We start from the raw sequence: 17542 nt of genomic DNA, 5'->3' as shown, positions 1-17542 counted from the left end.
TTTTTATATACATAATGTGAAAATTTAATCAGTGGGGGTCTTACTGCCCGGCAAATAGCGGGATAAATAACTTTTCTGCATAAGGATTAAAAAACATTCCAAGTTCATCTAGAGACTTCCTCGCCTGTAAAAACGAATGAAACTCTGGATATATATCTTGTAATTGCTCATACGATAATGTATGCATTTTCCCCCAATGCGGACGCCCTTCATACTTCAGAAAAATTTTTTCCACTTCGCCAAAGTAAGCAGCATATTTCATACCTTTATACATATGAACAGCGATATACGCTGAATCTCTTCCATAGGCTGGACTAAGCCATATATCATCACCTTTCACATAGCGGCATTCGATCGGGAAGTGCACCTTATACTTTTTCTTTTCAATAAGATTTGAGATTTCTTCTACAACCGTCCTCATATACTTTGAAGGAATGCTATACTCCATTTCATAAAATGGTACCGTACGTGATGTAGCAAATACTTCATAGCTCGGGCCAATTATTTTTGTGTTTGGTACAGCTTTAGCTGATAATCGACTCACTCCTTTACTTATAGAAGGAAACCATTTACACCCTTTAGATAGTAAAGAGAACATCCTATTTTCAAGTAACTCCACCTTTAATTTATGCCATTTCAAATCACTGCCTGTATTCGTTGTTTCGTTCGTAAGTTTTACTTGTACTTCATCAGAATAAGGAAAAACGAAAAATTCAAAATGACGATGCTTCTTATATTCTTCTAGTTTGTTCATTACAGTGGATAATGACTGTTTTTCACTTTCATAAACGAGTGAATACGCTGGAATAACCTTTAATTTTATCTTTACAATGATACCTAACATTCCAAGTGACAACTGAAACGCTCTCCAATATTCTACGTTCTCAGTTTCCGAACAAACTATACTCTCACCATTAGATAAAACTGCCGTAATCTCTATAACTTGTGTTGATAAACTCCCAAAGGTAATACCCGTTCCATGAGTCCCCGTACTAATCGCTCCTGCAATAGATTGTGAATCAATATCCCCTAAATTTTCTTGCGCATAGCCTTTTTCCTCAAGTAACTTCCCTAAATCATATAACTTTGTTCCTGCCCACACTTCAGCGACCATCTTCTCTTCATCAATATTCACAATGCCCTTCAATTCATCTAAAGAAACTAAAACTTCTTCGGTTTGCACAAGGGGTGTAAACGAGTGTCCTGAACCAACAACACGAATTTTCCGCCCCTTTTTTCGTGCAAGCCCCACTACTTCTACTACATCTTGTATACTTTCTGGATACATCGTATAATGCGGCGTTCCTTCTACATTCCCTGTCCAATTCCTCCACTTTTGTCCCTTTATAGAAAGCATTGGCCATCCCCCCGATATGTTGAATACTCCCCAACAATCTCTCCTTTTTTAACACGATACAAAAAAGGAAAGCGCTCACATAATTCACCAGCCTTACTATGACGAAACAAAATGGACTCTCCTATATCCACTCGTTCCTCGCCGCTATAAAAAATTGGCGTTTGTACCTCGCCAGCACCTTCTAAAGCTAATAGTTTTGCACCCTTCGGTCTCCAAACTTCAGGCTCTTTATCTTTTCCAACTGCTCCTGAAGCAATATATCCACCACCTAGGCAAGTGTAAATAAACGGGACTGGTTTACGCACAACTGGTAAAGCAAATCCGACCGCTGGATGAAATTTCACCTCTTTATAATAATCAAACAGCTTCGGAGAATAAAAAGCAGAACCTATTGTAATCTCTGAAACTGAATTATCTTTCTCAGTTGTTTTTATGCTTCCTGTTCCGCCTCCATTTACAAACCTTAGCTCAATACCAAGTTTTTGTATTGCTTTTACAATATGTTCTCTTCTTTCTTTCACTTCTAGCACTGATTTCTGCTTTAAATACGAAATCACTTTACTTTTCAGCCATTGATTCGGTATATGGTCTCCCACCCCAGCAATTTGAGCTTCATAACCCATCACACCATCTAACATTAAATATGATGACCTTCTCACCTTTTCTACTACTTTCAACGCATCCTGCACATTTTTTACTGGGGATCTTTGTACACCAAAATGAAATTGAAAGAAACGACTACTCATATCAATATCCAAACAAACACGAAAACATCCTTTAGATTTCTCAGCAATTTTTTCTAAATACACAATATGCTCTTCACAATCCACCATACAAGTTATAATGAAACCTTTCTTTGTTAGCAAACTAATTTCACACAAAGCTCTTTCATCATAAGCAGGATATCCGAGCAATAAATCATTAAATCCTTGTTCTATTAAAAATAAAACCTCTCTAGGTGAAAAGCACATAATACCTTGAAATCGATCATTTGTAGCTAAAATCTTTTGCATAATCGGAACAGAACGTAACGATTTACTCGCTATACGAATCTTCTTATTTCCACTTAACTCTATAATCGATTGAATATTTCTATCTAAAGCCACTTCATCCAAAAATGCACACGGTAATGGAACTTCTTTAAAAATTCCTCGATCCACGTTTTTCTCTCCTCTTTTCAATATGTCTTATACATATTGGAAAGAAAGTATGATTTTCCTGTTTGCAAATAAAAAAAGTTTCTTCTTTACGAAGAAACTTTTTGAAACTACTTCATAGAAATAGTCGCCTCTACTGGATAATGATCAGAGTAATCATTATACGTATATTTTTGGAACCATGATGTAACAGTCCATTGTGGAGATTTCGGCTGTAACACCTTATTCTCTATATACGATGGGTTCGCATGGTCTTTGCTTGCAATAATATAATCTAAATATTCGGCAGGACTATCAGGGAAATTATATTTTGCAATACTGTTTGTCGTTGCATCCCAAGTCGCTGTATGTCCAGTATAAGATGGTACAGAAGCGTTCAATGTTTTAAACATAGATGCATACTCTGAATCATTATTGTTCTCTGCATTTATCTTATTTACGTTCATATCACCACCAATTAACACATACTCATTATTTGGTATATTTTTATTTTTAATAAAATCTTGAATTTCTTTTAATTGGTTCGTACGTACAGATGCTGGTGAAGTTTTTCCGCACATACTATCTTCAGCCTGCAAATGCGTCCCAATCACGTGAACGAAACGATCATTTTTCTTAATTTTCGTGTATACAAATCCTTTATTCGATAAATTATCTGGCCCGCATCCTTTTGCAAATACATATTGAATCTTTTCAGCGATTGGCCATTTGCTCACAATCGCAACGCCACCATCTTCAGGAGTTGAAGATGAATAGTTTCCTAACGTTTTATCCCATTCACTTCCACTACTACGACCTAATACTGCTGTTTGATTTGGATATTCTTTCTTCAAATTCCCTAATAAACGATCTGAAGCGCTATTATCAAACACTTCATTTAATATAACTACATCTTGATTCTTTATATAATCTGCCGCCCCGATTAAATCAGCACGCTCAGTTTGTCCCCAGTTCGGATATAAGTTTGTTGATAGCATATATACATTATGCGTCATCACTTTTAATGTATCATTTTGATTTGTAGACACTTCTGCTTGAGCTGACGTTCCGCTATATAAAGCTCCTAAACCAACACCTAAGCTAAGTACACCTTTTAGCAATTTACCTTTCACGTTTCATACCTCCATGTATTGTATAGTGATAAAAAGGCCAAATACTCTATTCTGAGATTTGACCTTTTTTAAATACTTAACGATTTCCGTACGTATCAAACCAAAGCTGAATATATCCAGCAGTAACACGTTGTGCATCCATTAAACGCTTACCTGTCATTGGTGTAACTTCAGCGCGCCATTTATCTGCATATTCTTGTGATACAGCAGCTCTCACGAACCAATCTTTCGTATTATCATTTACAATGCCAGCGTAATCTTGTTTCGCAACTACTGCCGCTCCATGAATCCAATCTTCTGGATTCGTACCTTTCCAGTTCCAATATCCATTTCCATCCGTTACTTTATAATTATCTTTTATCGTATCTACAAAGTTTTCATATTTAGAATGGAATCCTTGTGGATACGATAGATTCGTAAAGTTTGCCGCATGCATCGGTTGGTTTACATCCCCTAAATAATGAAGAGATAATCCTAAATAGAAGAACGCTTGTTTCATATCTTTATTTTTATAAGACTCACCAGCTAATTTAAAATATTTAGCTCCTGTTTCCTTTGCTTGCTTTGCATACGGAATATAAGTTTTCCCATTGTCAGGGTCATAGAAATGTGAAGCAAATGTGCTATTATCATAATAAGGATTTTCATAGTCAGCAGCATAAATACCGTTCTCTAACTCCGTACGCCATTCATTTAATAGTGCAACTCGATCTTGTTTTACAAGTGTTGTATTACGAGACATAATATCAATTGCACGGTTTACAATCCATAAATGAGAATTCACGCCTTCTTTATGTTTATCTTCAGCAGACCAGCGCGGAATAACTCCAAATCTCTGTCCCCCATCATTTTCATGAGCAAATGCAACACTTTGTAATGGAGCAACTAATGTAATAGCTGCCGCTAAAGCAAGTACTTTCTTTTTCATATAAAATCCTCCATTTTATAATTGAATTATTGTAAACATTTTGTTAGGATCCTATGATGTCGTCCGGTTAACCTATGACTAGAATATCCCACCTTTCATGAAATTTCTATCAATAAATTAAAATATGCAAATGTTCATATCATTATAACTTTATACACAGTGAATATAATGAATGAATACACTTTCATTTTAATAAACTATTATTAAGGCTTGTCTAAACTAATGTAAAAAAAAAGTAAAGCATCTGAATGCTTTACTCTTTTTTTCTATTCGATAATATACTTGGCAATTGTACATTAACTGCTAACTTATGAATAAATCCAAACACTAGTCCAATCCCAATAAATATGTATAAGATTGTAAATATCTTTCCGAAATCAGTTTGCGGACTAAAATTCCCATCACCGACAGTCGTCAACGTGACCACACTAAAATATAAAGCGTCAATAGGACGTAATCCTTCAACTGTACTATAAAAAATCGTACCCGATATTAAAGTCAAAATTGTTAATACAAATAATACTTGAAATTCTTTATCTTTCCACGCTCGTAAACAGGCTCTTAACATTCGCTTTAAAGTTAACAAAAATGAAAGCATTAGATTCTCCCTTCCAAACAAAAATACATTGAGTCAAAGGAAAGTCTATCACCTTTCAGTATAGAAAAAAAGTAGCCCTCTTCTATTTCTAGAAAAGGGCTACTCTATTCGATTCTATCTTATTTAGGTGAAACAAGAATTTTCACTTGTGTTTTATCTTTTACAAGTGCTTCAAATCCTTCTTCAACAACTTGATCGACTGTAATTTTTTTCGTAATTAATTTCTCTGCTTGAATTTGACCAGAGCTAATTAATTTAATAACGGCTGGGAAGATGTGACGGTATCCTAAAATACCAATAACTTCTTTTTCTTTTAATACTAAATTATTTGGAGTAATTGTTGCGTCTTTTTCCCATACACTAACAATTACAGTTTGTCCTTCGAAGCTTGTACTTTCAATCGCTTGGCGTAGTACAACTTCAACACCTGTTACTTCAAAGCTAACATTTACACCTAAACCATTTGTTAAGTTACGAATTTCAGCTAACACATCTTGAGTTGCTGGATTTAATACATAATCCGCACCTGCTAATTTCGCTAACTCTTGACGTTCTTTAGAAAGTTCAACTGCAATAACAGGAGTTGCTCCTGCTGCTTTAGCTGCTTGGATAACAAGAAGTCCAATTGGACCGCAACCAAATACAGCTACAGCTTCCCCTTCTTTTAATTTACTTTGACGTACTGCATGAACTGCTACTGCTGCTGGTTCTACAAGCGCACCTTGTTCATACGTCATTTCATCTGGAATGTGATGAACCATATCTTCTGGTACTACTGTATATTCAGAGAAACCGCCGCCTTCTCCGCCAAGACCGTGGAAAACAAGTTGTTCACAAACATTGTAATGTCCATGTTTACAAGCTTCACATTTACCACAAGAATAAATTGGCTCTACAACAACGCGGTCTCCCACTTTATGAGATGTAACTCCTTCACCAATCTCTATTACCTCACCACTAAACTCATGACCTAAAATAACAGGTGCTTTCACATGTGTTAATGGATGTTCTTCTGTTGGAATAAAAATAGGCCCTGCTAAATATTCATGCAAGTCTGTCCCACAAATACCACACCATTTAACTTTGATTTTCACTGTTCCTGGTTTTACTGTTGGTTCTGGTACTTCTTCTACTCGTACATCACGTTGATTATGCCAAAGTAGTGCTTTCATTTTATACATCCCTCTCTATGTATATACTTAACCTGGTGAAGTTTACAATTCTATTATAATACTTCTATCCATATATTTCAAAAAAACAATCACATCCCCACTAATTTTTTACAAATAACGTTCAATATTTTGTCACTTTGTACTTTTTTCCACATCTGTTAATTCAATTTCATTGCAGGTGAAATTAGCATTGTGCCATAATAGCATAGGAGAGGTGAATATCGCTTGAAATATTTTATTTACTTTATCGTTATCGTGGCATTTTTAGATACATTTTCACAATTACCTATTATGAGTACTTTCGCTCAAAGCCTTGGAGGAACTCCTCTTATTATCGGGCTAGTTGTCGGTATGTACTCATTCGCTAATATGATCGGTAATATTATTGCTGGAGCCGCTGTCGATAAATTTGGTGCAAAAAAAATCCTTTATATAAGCATGGGAATTACGAGTTTCATAGTCTTGTTATACACCGTTGTTCAAAGTGGTGAACAACTATTAGTTGTGCGCTTTATGCATGGATTTAGTGATGGCTTTTTAATTCCTGCTGCCTTTACATTTTTATCAAAACAAACAAATGCAAAAAGACAAGGAAAAGCAATGGCTCTATCTGGTGCTGCTGTTGGAACAGCCGCAATCGTAGGACCTGCTTTCAGCGGTATTATGAAAGCAACAGCTGGCGTAGAGTGGGTCTTCATTACTATTTCTATTTTAATGGCTCTTGGTACGATCGTATCTCTATTCTTCTTACCAAATAACGTATCAAGAAAAGATACATCAAGAACACAAATGATGAACAAAGAAGATATGGTTGAACTTTTAAAATCAGAACCGTTATTACAAGCATATATTGGTGCTTTCACATTAATGTTTTCACAAGGAATTGTCACTTATATGTTACCAGTAAAAGTTGAGGCATTAGCGCTTAAAGCATCTACAACAGGCATGATGTTAAGTGTATTTGGTATAACTGCTATCCTCTTCTTCTTGCTTCCAACAAATCGTATTTATGATCGATTTAATCGTTCGAAACTAATGCTAATCGGAATTGCAGTTATGGCATTCGCATTATCTTTACTCGGATTATTTGCTACAAAAGGTATGCTCTTTATCGTAATGATGATTTATGGAATTGGATTCGCAATCCTCTTTCCGTCTATTAACGCTTTACTTGTTGAAAATACTACAGACGATAATCGCGGAAAGGCATTCGGATTATTTTATGCCTTCTTCTCATTAGGAGTTGTTGCTGGCTCCTTTACAGTCGGCGCAATCGGAGCATCACCTAGCATCAGCTTCATTATCGGGACAGCATTTTTATTAACATTTGCTGGGATGATTTATGTAAGAAGCAAAGTAAAAAAGACAATGATGGGATAATCCATCGTTGTCTTTTTTAAAATGCATATTTATATAATCCATAATACAATGGAAGCGTTGGAATAATGCCAATTAATATAAATATAAAAGGTAATGGCTCATCTCGCTCTTCATATAAACGAAAAACAAAAACTGCAGTTAAAGTCCAACTGACGCTAAACAAGAAGATACATTTCCAAACAATCGAGGTTAATATTTGTATATCAAATACAAAACCAAAGAGCCCTATCGAATAGAACTCTTTTTGCCCAATATATTACTTTTGTGTATAACCAAATAACAATGTAAATAAATTGAGCCGTAAAGGCAATAATACATCTCTTCTTTTAAACAGAAAGTTTATAAATACTGACGATACTTCGACAATTTCCTCGGAAATATTTCCTTTCCCCACATAATTTGATACAGTACACATGAATAAACACTTGTATTACATAAAGTGAAACTTTAATCAGTGGGGGTTTTGTTCCTCCCCACTGATTATTAGTTGAACCAATCGGGCTTTTACGGGCAGTTGATCTCCCAACTAACTTCTTTACTTCCACTGAATTTTGAGGTGGGGATCTTACTGACCGTTAATGCGGGATAAACTAAAATAATAACTTACTGTACAAATTAAAAAGCACACTCTTCATATGAAGAATGTGCTTTTATGTTATTAACGTTTAATCCAAACAGCGCCTGCCGATTTATCTTCTGCCTGTCCAACAACTTGGAATTTAAGTCCAAGGTTTGGAACTTTTCTTCCTGCGTCTGCAATTTGCTTGTTACTATATACTTTTGAATCATCAAAAGTTGTAACACCTTGTAATCCAGAATAGTTAAACTGACCACGTGTTAATGAATTTACACTCCATGCTGGTGTTTTATCAAATGAAAATGCTGCATCTGCAATTTGCATGCCTGTATTACCGTATGCTGGTTTTCCGTTTAAATTACCAACTAGCGCTTCTGGATGAGAATCTACAACACCAAGGAATCCTTCACCTGGATGCACCCCAACCCAGTTATCTTTGAAACTATCATCTGCATACCAAACGACAAGACCTGTATTATACACTGGACCTTTTCCTGCTTTTAAACCATTATCTGATCCCGCATAATTTCTCCACTCTAAGTAGTAATAATGAGCTTTCTTCTCTGTCCCATCAGAAACAACAAAACCATTTAAATTCATTTTAGACTGTCCTTCTGCATCATCAGAAAATACAACTTGTCCATCAACAGTTACATTTACATTGTCCATCGCAAAACCTTTATATGTTACAGCCGGATCTGTAATATAGTCGAATTGTAGTTTCACTTTTTTGCCTTTAAATTGACTTAAATCATATGATTTATCAATCCATTTCCCATCTGTTGTATCTTTATCTCCTTGGACTACTTTTTCCCCAAGTCTATCAATTAATGTTTTCGTTCCATCTTCTGTTACTGCATGTACTTCGACGAAATCGCACTCTGCTTCTAACTCATAATTTGCTTTATAATCGAATTTTGCATTTGTTCCCTTTGTTAAATCAAAGAATGGTGTCTCTAACGTTGTATGCATATCATCGCCTCTTGTACTATAATATGCATGCTTTCCAAACTCCGGTTTAATCGTTTCAACACTTTTACCTGGTAAGTTAACACGTACAACGCCTGGACGATTTGATTTCGTAACACTTTGATCAATATAGGTAGGAACTCCCACACCACTCTTAATTTTATCGTAATCTACTTCTAATATTTTTGCCCAGTTGCCACCCATATTCTTTTGTAAGAAGTCTTTATTTTGTGGTGAAAAACTAGTCGGCTCTGTTCCTGCGATTTTCCCTGTCCAACTACCTCCACTCATTAATGACCAAGCTTCGACTGGTGAACCATTTCCAGTATATTTCGTGTCATATTCATCTGGTAATCCAAGATCATGTCCAAATTCATGTGCAAACACACCTACAGCTCCATCTTCTGGTTCAATTGTGTAATCATGTGCTGCTACTTTACCACCAAAGTAATCTACCTTTGATTTCGTACCTTCAATCGCTACTGGATCTACTGCTAATTTTGAACGATGTGACCAGATCGCATCATCACCTAATTTACCGCCACCAGCTTCTTGACCAACACCAGCATGGATTACCATTAAATGATCAATTACACCGTCAGGTTCATTTTGATTCCCGTCCCCGTTTGTATCATATCTATCAAATTGATCAAACTGAGATAAATCTAGTCCTTTCTCAGCAGCTGCATACAAAGCTTCTTTCACTAAATCACGTGCACCCTTTGGACCTTTATTATCGTGACCACTGCTACCATCAGCTCCATAATCAGATGCTTTTCCTGGAACAGTTAGCCACTCCGTTACATATCCATCTGTCGTATAACTACCACCAGACTGCTCTTCATAGTATTGTTTAAACGTTTTTACTTTTGAACCATCAAATAAAGTATACGGCTCATTACCGAACAACATCTTTTGATAATGTTCTCTACTAAAGTCTTTCGAATACATATAACCTGGTGTTTGATCAATATTATTATGTTTATAATCACTAAATTCAACGAGTAACACTAATACTTTATCCGATCGAACAGATCCCTTATATGGGGCTTGCTTTGCTTTTGAAGTTGGAACTTGCCCATTCAATTGCTTTTTATTTGGTTCTGGCTTTTGCTCAAGGCTAACATTTTTTTCAGCCTTTTTTACATTTTCCTTTTCTTCCATCTTTTTCTCTTTTACTTTTTTTGTGAAATCAGATGTTTCTTGTGAGTGAGCATCTGGAAGAATTTCTTTATTCGCCTGATCTCCTTGTTTCTTTTCAATATATTGCTCAACAGCTTTTTTCGTCTCTTCTTTAGAAGATGCTGGATTAATTGTTCCTCTTTCTTTCAGAGCTTCCGCTAAACGATCTTCTTGAATTAAATTGTAATCAATTGGTGTTGTAGATACACTATCTTTCTCTTTTGCTACCGTTTCTGCATATGCTAACGGAGCACTCATTACAGATGTACATCCGATAATTGCCGCAATTGCTAATGATGACAACACTTTAAATGGTGCTTTTCTTCTCATTCCATTTCTCCCCTTTATAAAACTTAAAATTCAGATAAATCGGTGCATTTTGTCCAAATCTCTGTTTACTACCCTCCCTATATAAAAAGACATAATTCTATAAACATTAAGCTTTTTGTTATAGAATCATGCCCTCCAGTTTTCTGGTCAGACCCTCTATCTTTTTATCCCTTGGTTCAATTAATAATCAGTGGGGGGATGAACAAAGCCCCCACTGATTAAAGTTTCACTTTATGTCGAAATATTAAAAATAAAGAGTTATGTGATATATATTAAATATCTTATATAACAAATTTAAAAGACAATATGCAAAATTGCATGAAAATTCTTTTAAATAAAAAAGAATCCTAGTCAATTAAACTAGGATTCTTACTTTTCTATTATTTCTCTTGTGTTTTTTCCCAATCAGCTAAGAATTTCTCAATTCCTTGATCTGTTAATGGGTGCTTCACTAATGAAGCAATTACGTTTGCTGGGATTGTTGCAATATGTGCACCGTTTAATGCTGCGTCAGTTACGTGAACGCTGTGACGTACAGATGCTGCGATGATTTCTGTTTCGATACCATGAATTGCAAAGATTTCTGCGATTTGACGAATTAAATCCATACCGTTATGACCGATATCATCTAAACGACCTAAGAATGGTGAAACGTACGTTGCACCAGCACGAGCAGCAAGTAATGCTTGAACTGCTGAGAATACTAATGTAACGTTTGTACGAATTCCTAAATCAGAGAACGCTTTTACTGCTTTTAAACCTTCTGTTGTCATTGGAACTTTTACAACAACGTTTGGAGCAATCTTCGCTAATTCTTTTCCTTCTTCAATCATTTTATCAGCTTCTAAGCTAATTACTTCTGCACTTACAGGTCCTTCTACAACGTTGCAAATTTCACGAATGCGCTCGTGGAAATCTACGCCTTCTTTTGCTACAAGTGATGGATTTGTCGTTACTCCAGCTAATACGCCTAATTCATTTGCCTCTTTAATTTCGTTAATGTTTGCTGTATCAATAAAGAATTTCATTTGTTGTTCTTCCTTCCTAATTTTCATTTTATATTTATTTATTTTTCTTAATAAGCTCTAATTCAATCGGAATAGATTTGTCCACTTTTTTACCTTGTGTTATCTCTTTTGCTGTTTGCATCGCCTTCTCTCCGATTAATTCTGGTTTTTGAGCGACTGTTGCAGCCATACGCCCATCGTTAACCGCTTTCACAGCATCTTCTGTTGCATCAAATCCAACAACTACTACATCTGTTTTTCCAGCAGACTTCAATGCTTCAAGTGCACCTAATGCCATCTCGTCGTTATGAGCAAACACGGCTTTAATATCGCTATTTGCTTGCAAAATGTTTTCCATAACAGATAATCCTTTCGCTCTATCAAAATCAGCCGCTTGTTTGGCAACTACTTTTAAAGACTTATCGGCTACGTTATGGAATCCTTTCCCACGTTCACGAGCAGCAGACGATCCAGGGATTCCTTCTAACTCAGCAACGTTTGCTCCTTCGCCGACTAATTCACGAATGTAATCACTAGCCATTTGACCACCTTCGATATTATTAGATGCAATGTGAGAAACAACCTTACCTGAATTCGCAACGCGGTCTACTGTAATAACAGGAACATTTGCTGCGTTTGCTGCACTTACTGCTGAAGCAACAGCATCTGAATCGGTCGGATTAATAACAACTACATCGACACCCTTTTGAATTAAATCTTCAACATCGTTCGTTTGCTTTGCTGCATCATTTTGCGCATCAACAGCAATCAATTCGATGCCACTATCTTTCGCTTTCTTTTCTGCCCCCTTTTTCAAAGTTACAAAGAAGGGATTATTTAAAGTTGAAACAGAGAATCCAACTTTAATAGTTTTATTTCGACCTTTATCGCTAGAATCCTTTGCCCATTCTGGCGGTTCCATTGAACAACCAGCAGTAATGACCATAATACATGCAACGAGTATAAGTAACCATTTCTTCATGAACTGTCCCTCCATTACGCTTCTTTTCTACGATCAATTAATACAGCTAATAAGATTACAAGTCCTTTTACAACTTGTTGGAAGAAAGAAGATACACCTAATAAATTTAAACCGTTATTTAGTACACCGATAATAAGTACACCGATGAATGTACCAACAATCCATCCTCTTCCCCCAGAAAGACTTGTTCCACCTAATACAACTGCTGCAATTGCATCTAATTCATAAGAAGTACCTGCAGTCGGCTGTGCAGAATCTAATCGTGATGTTAAGACAATACCTGCAAGCGCTGCCAAAATTCCGGAAAGACCGTAAATCATTACTTTAATTCTCGTAACATTAATACCTGATAGTGCTGCTGCTTCTTCATTTCCACCAATTGCAAATGTACGGCGACCAAATGTCGTTTTCTTCAAAATGAAGTACAGTACTGCGAAAGCGATCATCATTGTAACAGCGGGTACCGGAATACCAAGAAAATAACCGCGGCCAAACATTTGGAACATTAAATGATCACCAAGACCAGTGATCGGACGTCCGTCCATATAAACAAGCGTCAACCCACGAAAAATAGTCATTGTTGCTAAAGTTGCAATAAATGGAGCTACTTTTCCTTTCGCAATGATGATACCGTTTACAATTCCCATTACAAGACCTGCTAATAGTCCAACTACCATTGCAAGGAACGGATCCATGCCACTTGCCATCATTCCAGCAACAAGTGCACTTGATAATGCTAAAATAGAACCTACCGATAAGTCAATACCCCCTGTTAAAATTACGAAGGTCATTCCAAATGCAATAAGCGCATTAATCGATACTTGACGCAGTATATTAAATAAATTTGGAATTTCAATGAACGCTGGATTTAAAGCTGTAATTACGACGATAATTAATACTAAACCGATTAAAGAACCGAGTTGTTGTAATACATTCCCCTTCTTAGCCATCCTTACTCTCCCCCTGTAGCTAGTGCCATAATAGACTCTTGTGATGCCTCATCTTTCCCTAAAATTCCGCCGACTTTTCCTTCATGAATAACAAGAACTCGATCACTCATCCCTAAAACTTCCGGAAGCTCAGATGATACCATAATAACGGCATCGCCTTGCTCTGTAAGCTTATTCATAATAGAGTAAATTTCTTTTTTCGCTCCAACATCGACACCTCTTGTTGGCTCATCTAAAATGAGTAATTGCGGATGAATGCCTAGCCATTTTGCGATTACAATCTTTTGCTGATTTCCACCAGAAAGAGATTTCACTGCCTGCTCTCCGCTAGATGCTTTCACATTAAGAAGCTTCATCATATCCTCTGTAAACTGTTGTTCTAGCTCATTGCTTAGAACACTTCCCTTTGAAAGATTTTCTAAATTCGGTAAAGCTAAATTTTCTCGAATTGAAAAATCTAACACTAATCCTTCAGACTTTCTATCTTCTGTAATGAAAGCAATTCTTTGTCTAATTGCATCTATTGGACTATCAATCTTTACTTCTTGTCCATTTATAAAAATTTGTCCAGAGTCTAAAGGTTCATAACCAAATATCGCTTTCATAATATCAGTGCGACCAGCCCCCATCAAACCAGCTACACCAAGGATTTCACCTTTCCTCACTTGAAACGAAATATTTTCAAATTTCCCTTTCTTCGTTCCATTACGCATTTCAAAAATGACATCACCAATTTGACTATTTCGCTCTGGGTAACGTTCACCAATGCTGCGCCCCACCATCATACTCACTACTTCATCAAATGATGTTTCTGGAATTAATCTCTTTCCCACGTATTCTCCATCACGCAAAATCGTAATAGCATCACATATTGAGAAAATCTCTTCCATACGATGCGAAATGTACACGAATGAAACACCTTTTTTACGTAACTTATTGATTACTGTAAAGAGCGTTTCGATTTCACGATCCGTCAGTGCCGCAGTAGGTTCATCCATAATAATAACGCTCGCGTTTGTCATTAATGCTTTCGCAATTTCGATAATTTGCTGTTGTCCAACCGATAATTCCTCTGCTAACATAGCGCCTCTTACATGCAGCCCTAGCTCTGCTAGTTGCTGCTGCGCAATCGCGTTCATTTGTCGAGTGCGTAAAATACCTGTTTTCCCATACATTAACTCTTTACCGAGAAACATATTTTCAGCTACTGTTAAATTCGGCAATATGTTTAGTTCTTGATGTATAAATGCGATGCCGTACTCTTCAGCTTCTTTCGCATTTTTAAAGGTGCGCTCTTGCCCATCAATCTTGATTGTCCCACCATCTTTTTTGTATACACCTGTTAAAATCTTCATGAGCGTTGATTTACCCGCTCCATTTTCCCCCATCAATGCATGGACTTCTCCTGTTTCAATCATAAACTGTGCATTCTTCAAAACAGGATTGCCATTGAACGCCTTTGAAATGTTTTTCATTTCAATATGCATTCCCATCACTTCCCTTTATTAAAAAATCACGCCTGCATGTAAAATTACATTTGCATAAGGCGTAGCCTCGCCTGTACGAATAATTGCCTTCGCTTTCTTTGTATGCTCTTTAAATTGTTCATGAGATACATACTCAAATGCTGGCTCTATTAATTTCTGTTCGATCTCTTTATTTACTTCCGCATTATTTATAATGACTTCTTCTGCTAACGTCACTTTTTCGATTGCCATATCATCAGCTACAACTTGTAACACCTCTAAAAAACTCGGTTTTCCAATCTCAACAGCTAAATCAATTCGTTTTACTCCGTCAGGAATTGGTAAACCGCAATCAGCAATTACAACCGTATCTGTATGCCCAAGTGAAGCAAGGACTGCCGCGATTTCACTGTTTAATACACCATGCTTTTTCATCCAACAATCACCTGCACTTCACGTACTCGATCTCTCGTTGGCATACCGCCCTGTGCCCCAAGTTTCGTTACAGAAAGACCACCGGCAATATTCGCGAAACGAATTGCTTTTTGAAGTGTCTCTCCTTCAGAAAGTGCAACTGCTAACGCACCATTAAATGTATCACCAGCTCCAGTTGTATCCACTACATCAACAGCAATGCTAGGAACATGTACAATCTCTGTTCCATTATGGAAACGAACACCGTTAGAACCTTCTGTCATCAATAATTTATTTGGATACTTCGCCAATAAATCTTCAATTGGTGATGTAAAATCATCTAATACGATGCGGCACTCATGTTCATTTGGCGTAATATAAGTTGCTTTTTCTAAAATTTCTTCTGATAAAACTTGTGCTGGCGCTGGATTCAACATAACAGGAATATTATGTTCCTCACAAATAGCCAATACATATTTTACTGTTTCAAGTGGAATTTCTAGTTGAAGAACAACCATATCCGCTTTTACAAGAAGGTCTTTGGAGCGATCTACAACTGACTTATTTACAAGAGCATTTGCCCCTTGTACGACAACAATACTGTTATCTTCTTCTGCTAAAACGATATGAGCAATTCCTGTCGTTCTATCTGTAACCGGTACCACATAATCGATAAAAATGCGTTCGTTCTCTAAATTTTTTCTAACTACTGTTCCATAATCATCATTTCCTACCGCTCCAACCATTGCTACATTTGCTCCTAACCTAGCTGCAGCAACTGCTTGGTTTGCCCCTTTCCCTCCTGGGATTGTATGAAACGCTTCACCAATTACTGTTTCTCCCGCTTTCGGCCGTTTTTTTGAAACAGCCACTAAGTCCATTGAAATGCTTCCTACTACTGCAATATTTGGCATCTGTTTCATCTCCTTACTTCGTTGTATTTCGTTCTATAATTTCAATTGGCAAACGATAGTGTTTCTCTTCTAATGTATTTCCTTCCATTTGCTCTAACAACAACTCTGTTGCAATTTTCCCCATTTCATATATCGGTTGTGCAACTGTTGTAATAGATGGATACATCATTTCCGTTAAAGAAATGCCATCAAATCCGATAATTTGTAAATCATCTGGAATGGCAATCCCCTTTTGAAGTGCAGCCTTTACAATACCAATCGCAATTAAATCATTCCCAGCAACAATACCATCAATATGCGGGTATTCTTCTAATAATTCCATCGCTACACGCTCACTATTTGCTGGCTCAAACGTACTCTCCGCAATCATATACGAAAGATTATTTTGCGTAATAACGTCTACAAAACCTTCAAAACGTTCATTTGCAGTACTCACATCACGTGGTCCGCGAATATGTGCAATATGTTTACATCCTTTATCTAGTAACAACTTTGTCGCAGCCTGACTTCCTGCATAGTTATCTGCATATACAGTAGGAATACGCTCATTAAACATACGGTCAATCGCAACAACCGGAACAGATAAATTCATGTAATTAACACTATTTTGTGGATTCGTTGCTACAATAAATCCATCTACATTATTTTGTCTAAGTACATCAATGTATTGTTTCTCTTTTTCTAAACTTTCATCAGAGTTACAAAGAACAACTGTGTAACCTTGTTTATGTGCTACATCTTCTACGGCACGTGCAACTTCTGGAAAGAACGGATTCACGATATTCGGAACAACTAAGCCAATTAAACGAGACTTTTTATTATACAGTGAACGCGCTACTGTACTAGGCTTATAATCTAACATCTCTATTGCACGCTCTACCTTTTTTAATGTATCTTCATGAACATATCCATTTTTATTTAGAACTCTGGAAACGGTCGCAACAGATACTCCCGCTAATTTCGCAACGTCTTTAATCGTACTCATTCTCTTTTCTCCTCATTTCATGTAACCGTTTACAGAAAATAATATAACGTATTTCTAAAAAT

Annotated in this window: 15 protein-coding genes and 1 pseudogene; 1 reads left to right on the top strand and 15 read right to left on the bottom strand. The window is 36.5% G+C overall.

All coding sequences use genetic code 11. The annotated features are described in order from the left end of the window. Positions 1-40 precede the first annotated feature (40 nt). The 6 genes from C3Y97_RS03500 to bdhA form a co-directional block, all read right to left on the bottom strand. Positions 41-1357: a D-arabinono-1,4-lactone oxidase gene (locus tag C3Y97_RS03500; RefSeq protein ID WP_000948959.1), complete on the bottom strand. Its 1317-nt coding sequence runs from the start codon at positions 1355-1357 to the stop codon at positions 41-43. After that, positions 1345-2517: an amino acid deaminase/aldolase gene (locus tag C3Y97_RS03495; protein ID WP_000373761.1), complete on the bottom strand. Its 1173-nt coding sequence runs from the start codon at positions 2515-2517 to the stop codon at positions 1345-1347. Before C3Y97_RS03495 ends, C3Y97_RS03500 begins: the two co-directional genes overlap by 13 nt. A gap of 107 nt (positions 2518-2624) precedes the next feature. Continuing rightward, entirely contained in the window at positions 2625-3626 is a 1002-nt protein-coding gene (gene sph / locus C3Y97_RS03490; RefSeq protein WP_000676803.1) for a sphingomyelinase C, read from the bottom strand. Positions 3627-3702: 76 nt separating this feature from the next. Then, positions 3703-4554, bottom strand: a complete 852-nt coding sequence (gene cerA / locus C3Y97_RS03485) for a phospholipase CerA (RefSeq protein WP_000730997.1) — start codon at positions 4552-4554, stop codon at positions 3703-3705. A 253-nt stretch (positions 4555-4807) separates the two neighbouring features. Continuing rightward, the gene (locus tag C3Y97_RS03480) at positions 4808-5152 is read right to left on the bottom strand and encodes a potassium channel family protein (protein WP_000948210.1); all 345 of its coding nucleotides are present in this window, start codon (positions 5150-5152) and stop codon (positions 4808-4810) included. 119 nt (positions 5153-5271) lie between these two features. Continuing rightward, on the bottom strand, positions 5272-6324 hold the full coding sequence (bdhA, locus tag C3Y97_RS03475) for a (R,R)-butanediol dehydrogenase (RefSeq protein WP_000645827.1): 1053 nt from the start codon (positions 6322-6324) through the stop codon (positions 5272-5274). Between the two features lie 225 nt (positions 6325-6549). Between bdhA and C3Y97_RS03470 the strand changes: the two genes are divergently transcribed. After that, positions 6550-7704 (top strand): MFS transporter, encoded by a 1155-nt coding sequence (locus C3Y97_RS03470; RefSeq protein ID WP_000873271.1) that lies wholly within the window; start codon positions 6550-6552, stop codon positions 7702-7704. A gap of 16 nt (positions 7705-7720) precedes the next feature. Here the strand turns inward: C3Y97_RS03470 and C3Y97_RS27995 are convergent. From C3Y97_RS27995 to rbsR, 9 genes and pseudogenes are all read right to left on the bottom strand, one after another. Next, positions 7721-7933: pseudogene (locus tag C3Y97_RS27995) on the bottom strand (hypothetical protein); the annotation flags it as partial. Between the two features lie 429 nt (positions 7934-8362). Continuing rightward, positions 8363-10762 (bottom strand): M6 family metalloprotease immune inhibitor InhA2, encoded by a 2400-nt coding sequence (gene inhA2 / locus C3Y97_RS03465; RefSeq protein ID WP_001252988.1) that lies wholly within the window; start codon positions 10760-10762, stop codon positions 8363-8365. A 380-nt stretch (positions 10763-11142) separates the two neighbouring features. Beyond that, the gene (fsa, locus tag C3Y97_RS03460) at positions 11143-11790 is read right to left on the bottom strand and encodes a fructose-6-phosphate aldolase (protein WP_000667670.1); all 648 of its coding nucleotides are present in this window, start codon (positions 11788-11790) and stop codon (positions 11143-11145) included. 34 nt (positions 11791-11824) lie between these two features. Further along, complete coding sequence (rbsB, locus tag C3Y97_RS03455; RefSeq protein WP_000758976.1) at positions 11825-12751, bottom strand: ribose ABC transporter substrate-binding protein RbsB; 927 nt, start codon at positions 12749-12751, stop codon at positions 11825-11827. 14 nt (positions 12752-12765) lie between these two features. Further along, positions 12766-13701: an ABC transporter permease subunit gene (locus C3Y97_RS03450; protein WP_001074646.1), complete on the bottom strand. Its 936-nt coding sequence runs from the start codon at positions 13699-13701 to the stop codon at positions 12766-12768. 2 nt (positions 13702-13703) lie between these two features. After that, on the bottom strand, positions 13704-15188 hold the full coding sequence (gene rbsA, locus C3Y97_RS03445) for a ribose ABC transporter ATP-binding protein RbsA (RefSeq protein WP_000546779.1): 1485 nt from the start codon (positions 15186-15188) through the stop codon (positions 13704-13706). A gap of 18 nt (positions 15189-15206) precedes the next feature. Beyond that, a complete protein-coding gene (gene rbsD, locus C3Y97_RS03440; protein ID WP_000716151.1) occupies positions 15207-15602 on the bottom strand; it encodes a D-ribose pyranase in 396 nt (131 codons plus the stop codon). Beyond that, positions 15599-16495: a ribokinase gene (rbsK, locus tag C3Y97_RS03435; protein WP_001132865.1), complete on the bottom strand. Its 897-nt coding sequence runs from the start codon at positions 16493-16495 to the stop codon at positions 15599-15601. Before rbsK ends, rbsD begins: the two co-directional genes overlap by 4 nt. A 13-nt stretch (positions 16496-16508) precedes the next feature. Then, entirely contained in the window at positions 16509-17480 is a 972-nt protein-coding gene (gene rbsR / locus C3Y97_RS03430) for a ribose operon transcriptional repressor RbsR (protein WP_000104051.1), read from the bottom strand. Positions 17481-17542: the final 62 nt, after the last annotated feature.

It is taken from the genome of Bacillus sp. DU-106, assembly GCF_004799705.1.
GTDB classification, from domain to species: Bacteria; Bacillota; Bacilli; order Bacillales; family Bacillaceae_G; genus Bacillus_A; species Bacillus_A cereus.
The sequence above is the reverse complement of the archived record's forward strand: the minus strand, read 5'-3'. Positions and strand labels throughout refer to the sequence as shown.

Coding starts and splice junctions, on each gene's coding strand:
- fsa (WP_000667670.1), bottom strand. CDS start 11,790: ATGAAATTCTTTATTGATACAGCAAACATTAACGAAATTAAAGAGGCA.
- inhA2 (WP_001252988.1), bottom strand. CDS start 10,762: ATGAGAAGAAAAGCACCATTTAAAGTGTTGTCATCATTAGCAATTGCG.
- rbsR (WP_000104051.1), bottom strand. CDS start 17,480: ATGAGTACGATTAAAGACGTTGCGAAATTAGCGGGAGTATCTGTTGCG.
- rbsK (WP_001132865.1), bottom strand. CDS start 16,495: ATGCCAAATATTGCAGTAGTAGGAAGCATTTCAATGGACTTAGTGGCT.
- rbsA (WP_000546779.1), bottom strand. CDS start 15,188: ATGCATATTGAAATGAAAAACATTTCAAAGGCGTTCAATGGCAATCCT.
- cerA (WP_000730997.1), bottom strand. CDS start 4,554: ATGAAAAAGAAAGTACTTGCTTTAGCGGCAGCTATTACATTAGTTGCT.
- bdhA (WP_000645827.1), bottom strand. CDS start 6,324: ATGAAAGCACTACTTTGGCATAATCAACGTGATGTACGAGTAGAAGAA.
- C3Y97_RS03450 (WP_001074646.1), bottom strand. CDS start 13,701: ATGGCTAAGAAGGGGAATGTATTACAACAACTCGGTTCTTTAATCGGT.
- rbsD (WP_000716151.1), bottom strand. CDS start 15,602: ATGAAAAAGCATGGTGTATTAAACAGTGAAATCGCGGCAGTCCTTGCT.
- C3Y97_RS03500 (WP_000948959.1), bottom strand. CDS start 1,357: ATGCTTTCTATAAAGGGACAAAAGTGGAGGAATTGGACAGGGAATGTA.
- C3Y97_RS03480 (WP_000948210.1), bottom strand. CDS start 5,152: ATGCTTTCATTTTTGTTAACTTTAAAGCGAATGTTAAGAGCCTGTTTA.
- rbsB (WP_000758976.1), bottom strand. CDS start 12,751: ATGAAGAAATGGTTACTTATACTCGTTGCATGTATTATGGTCATTACT.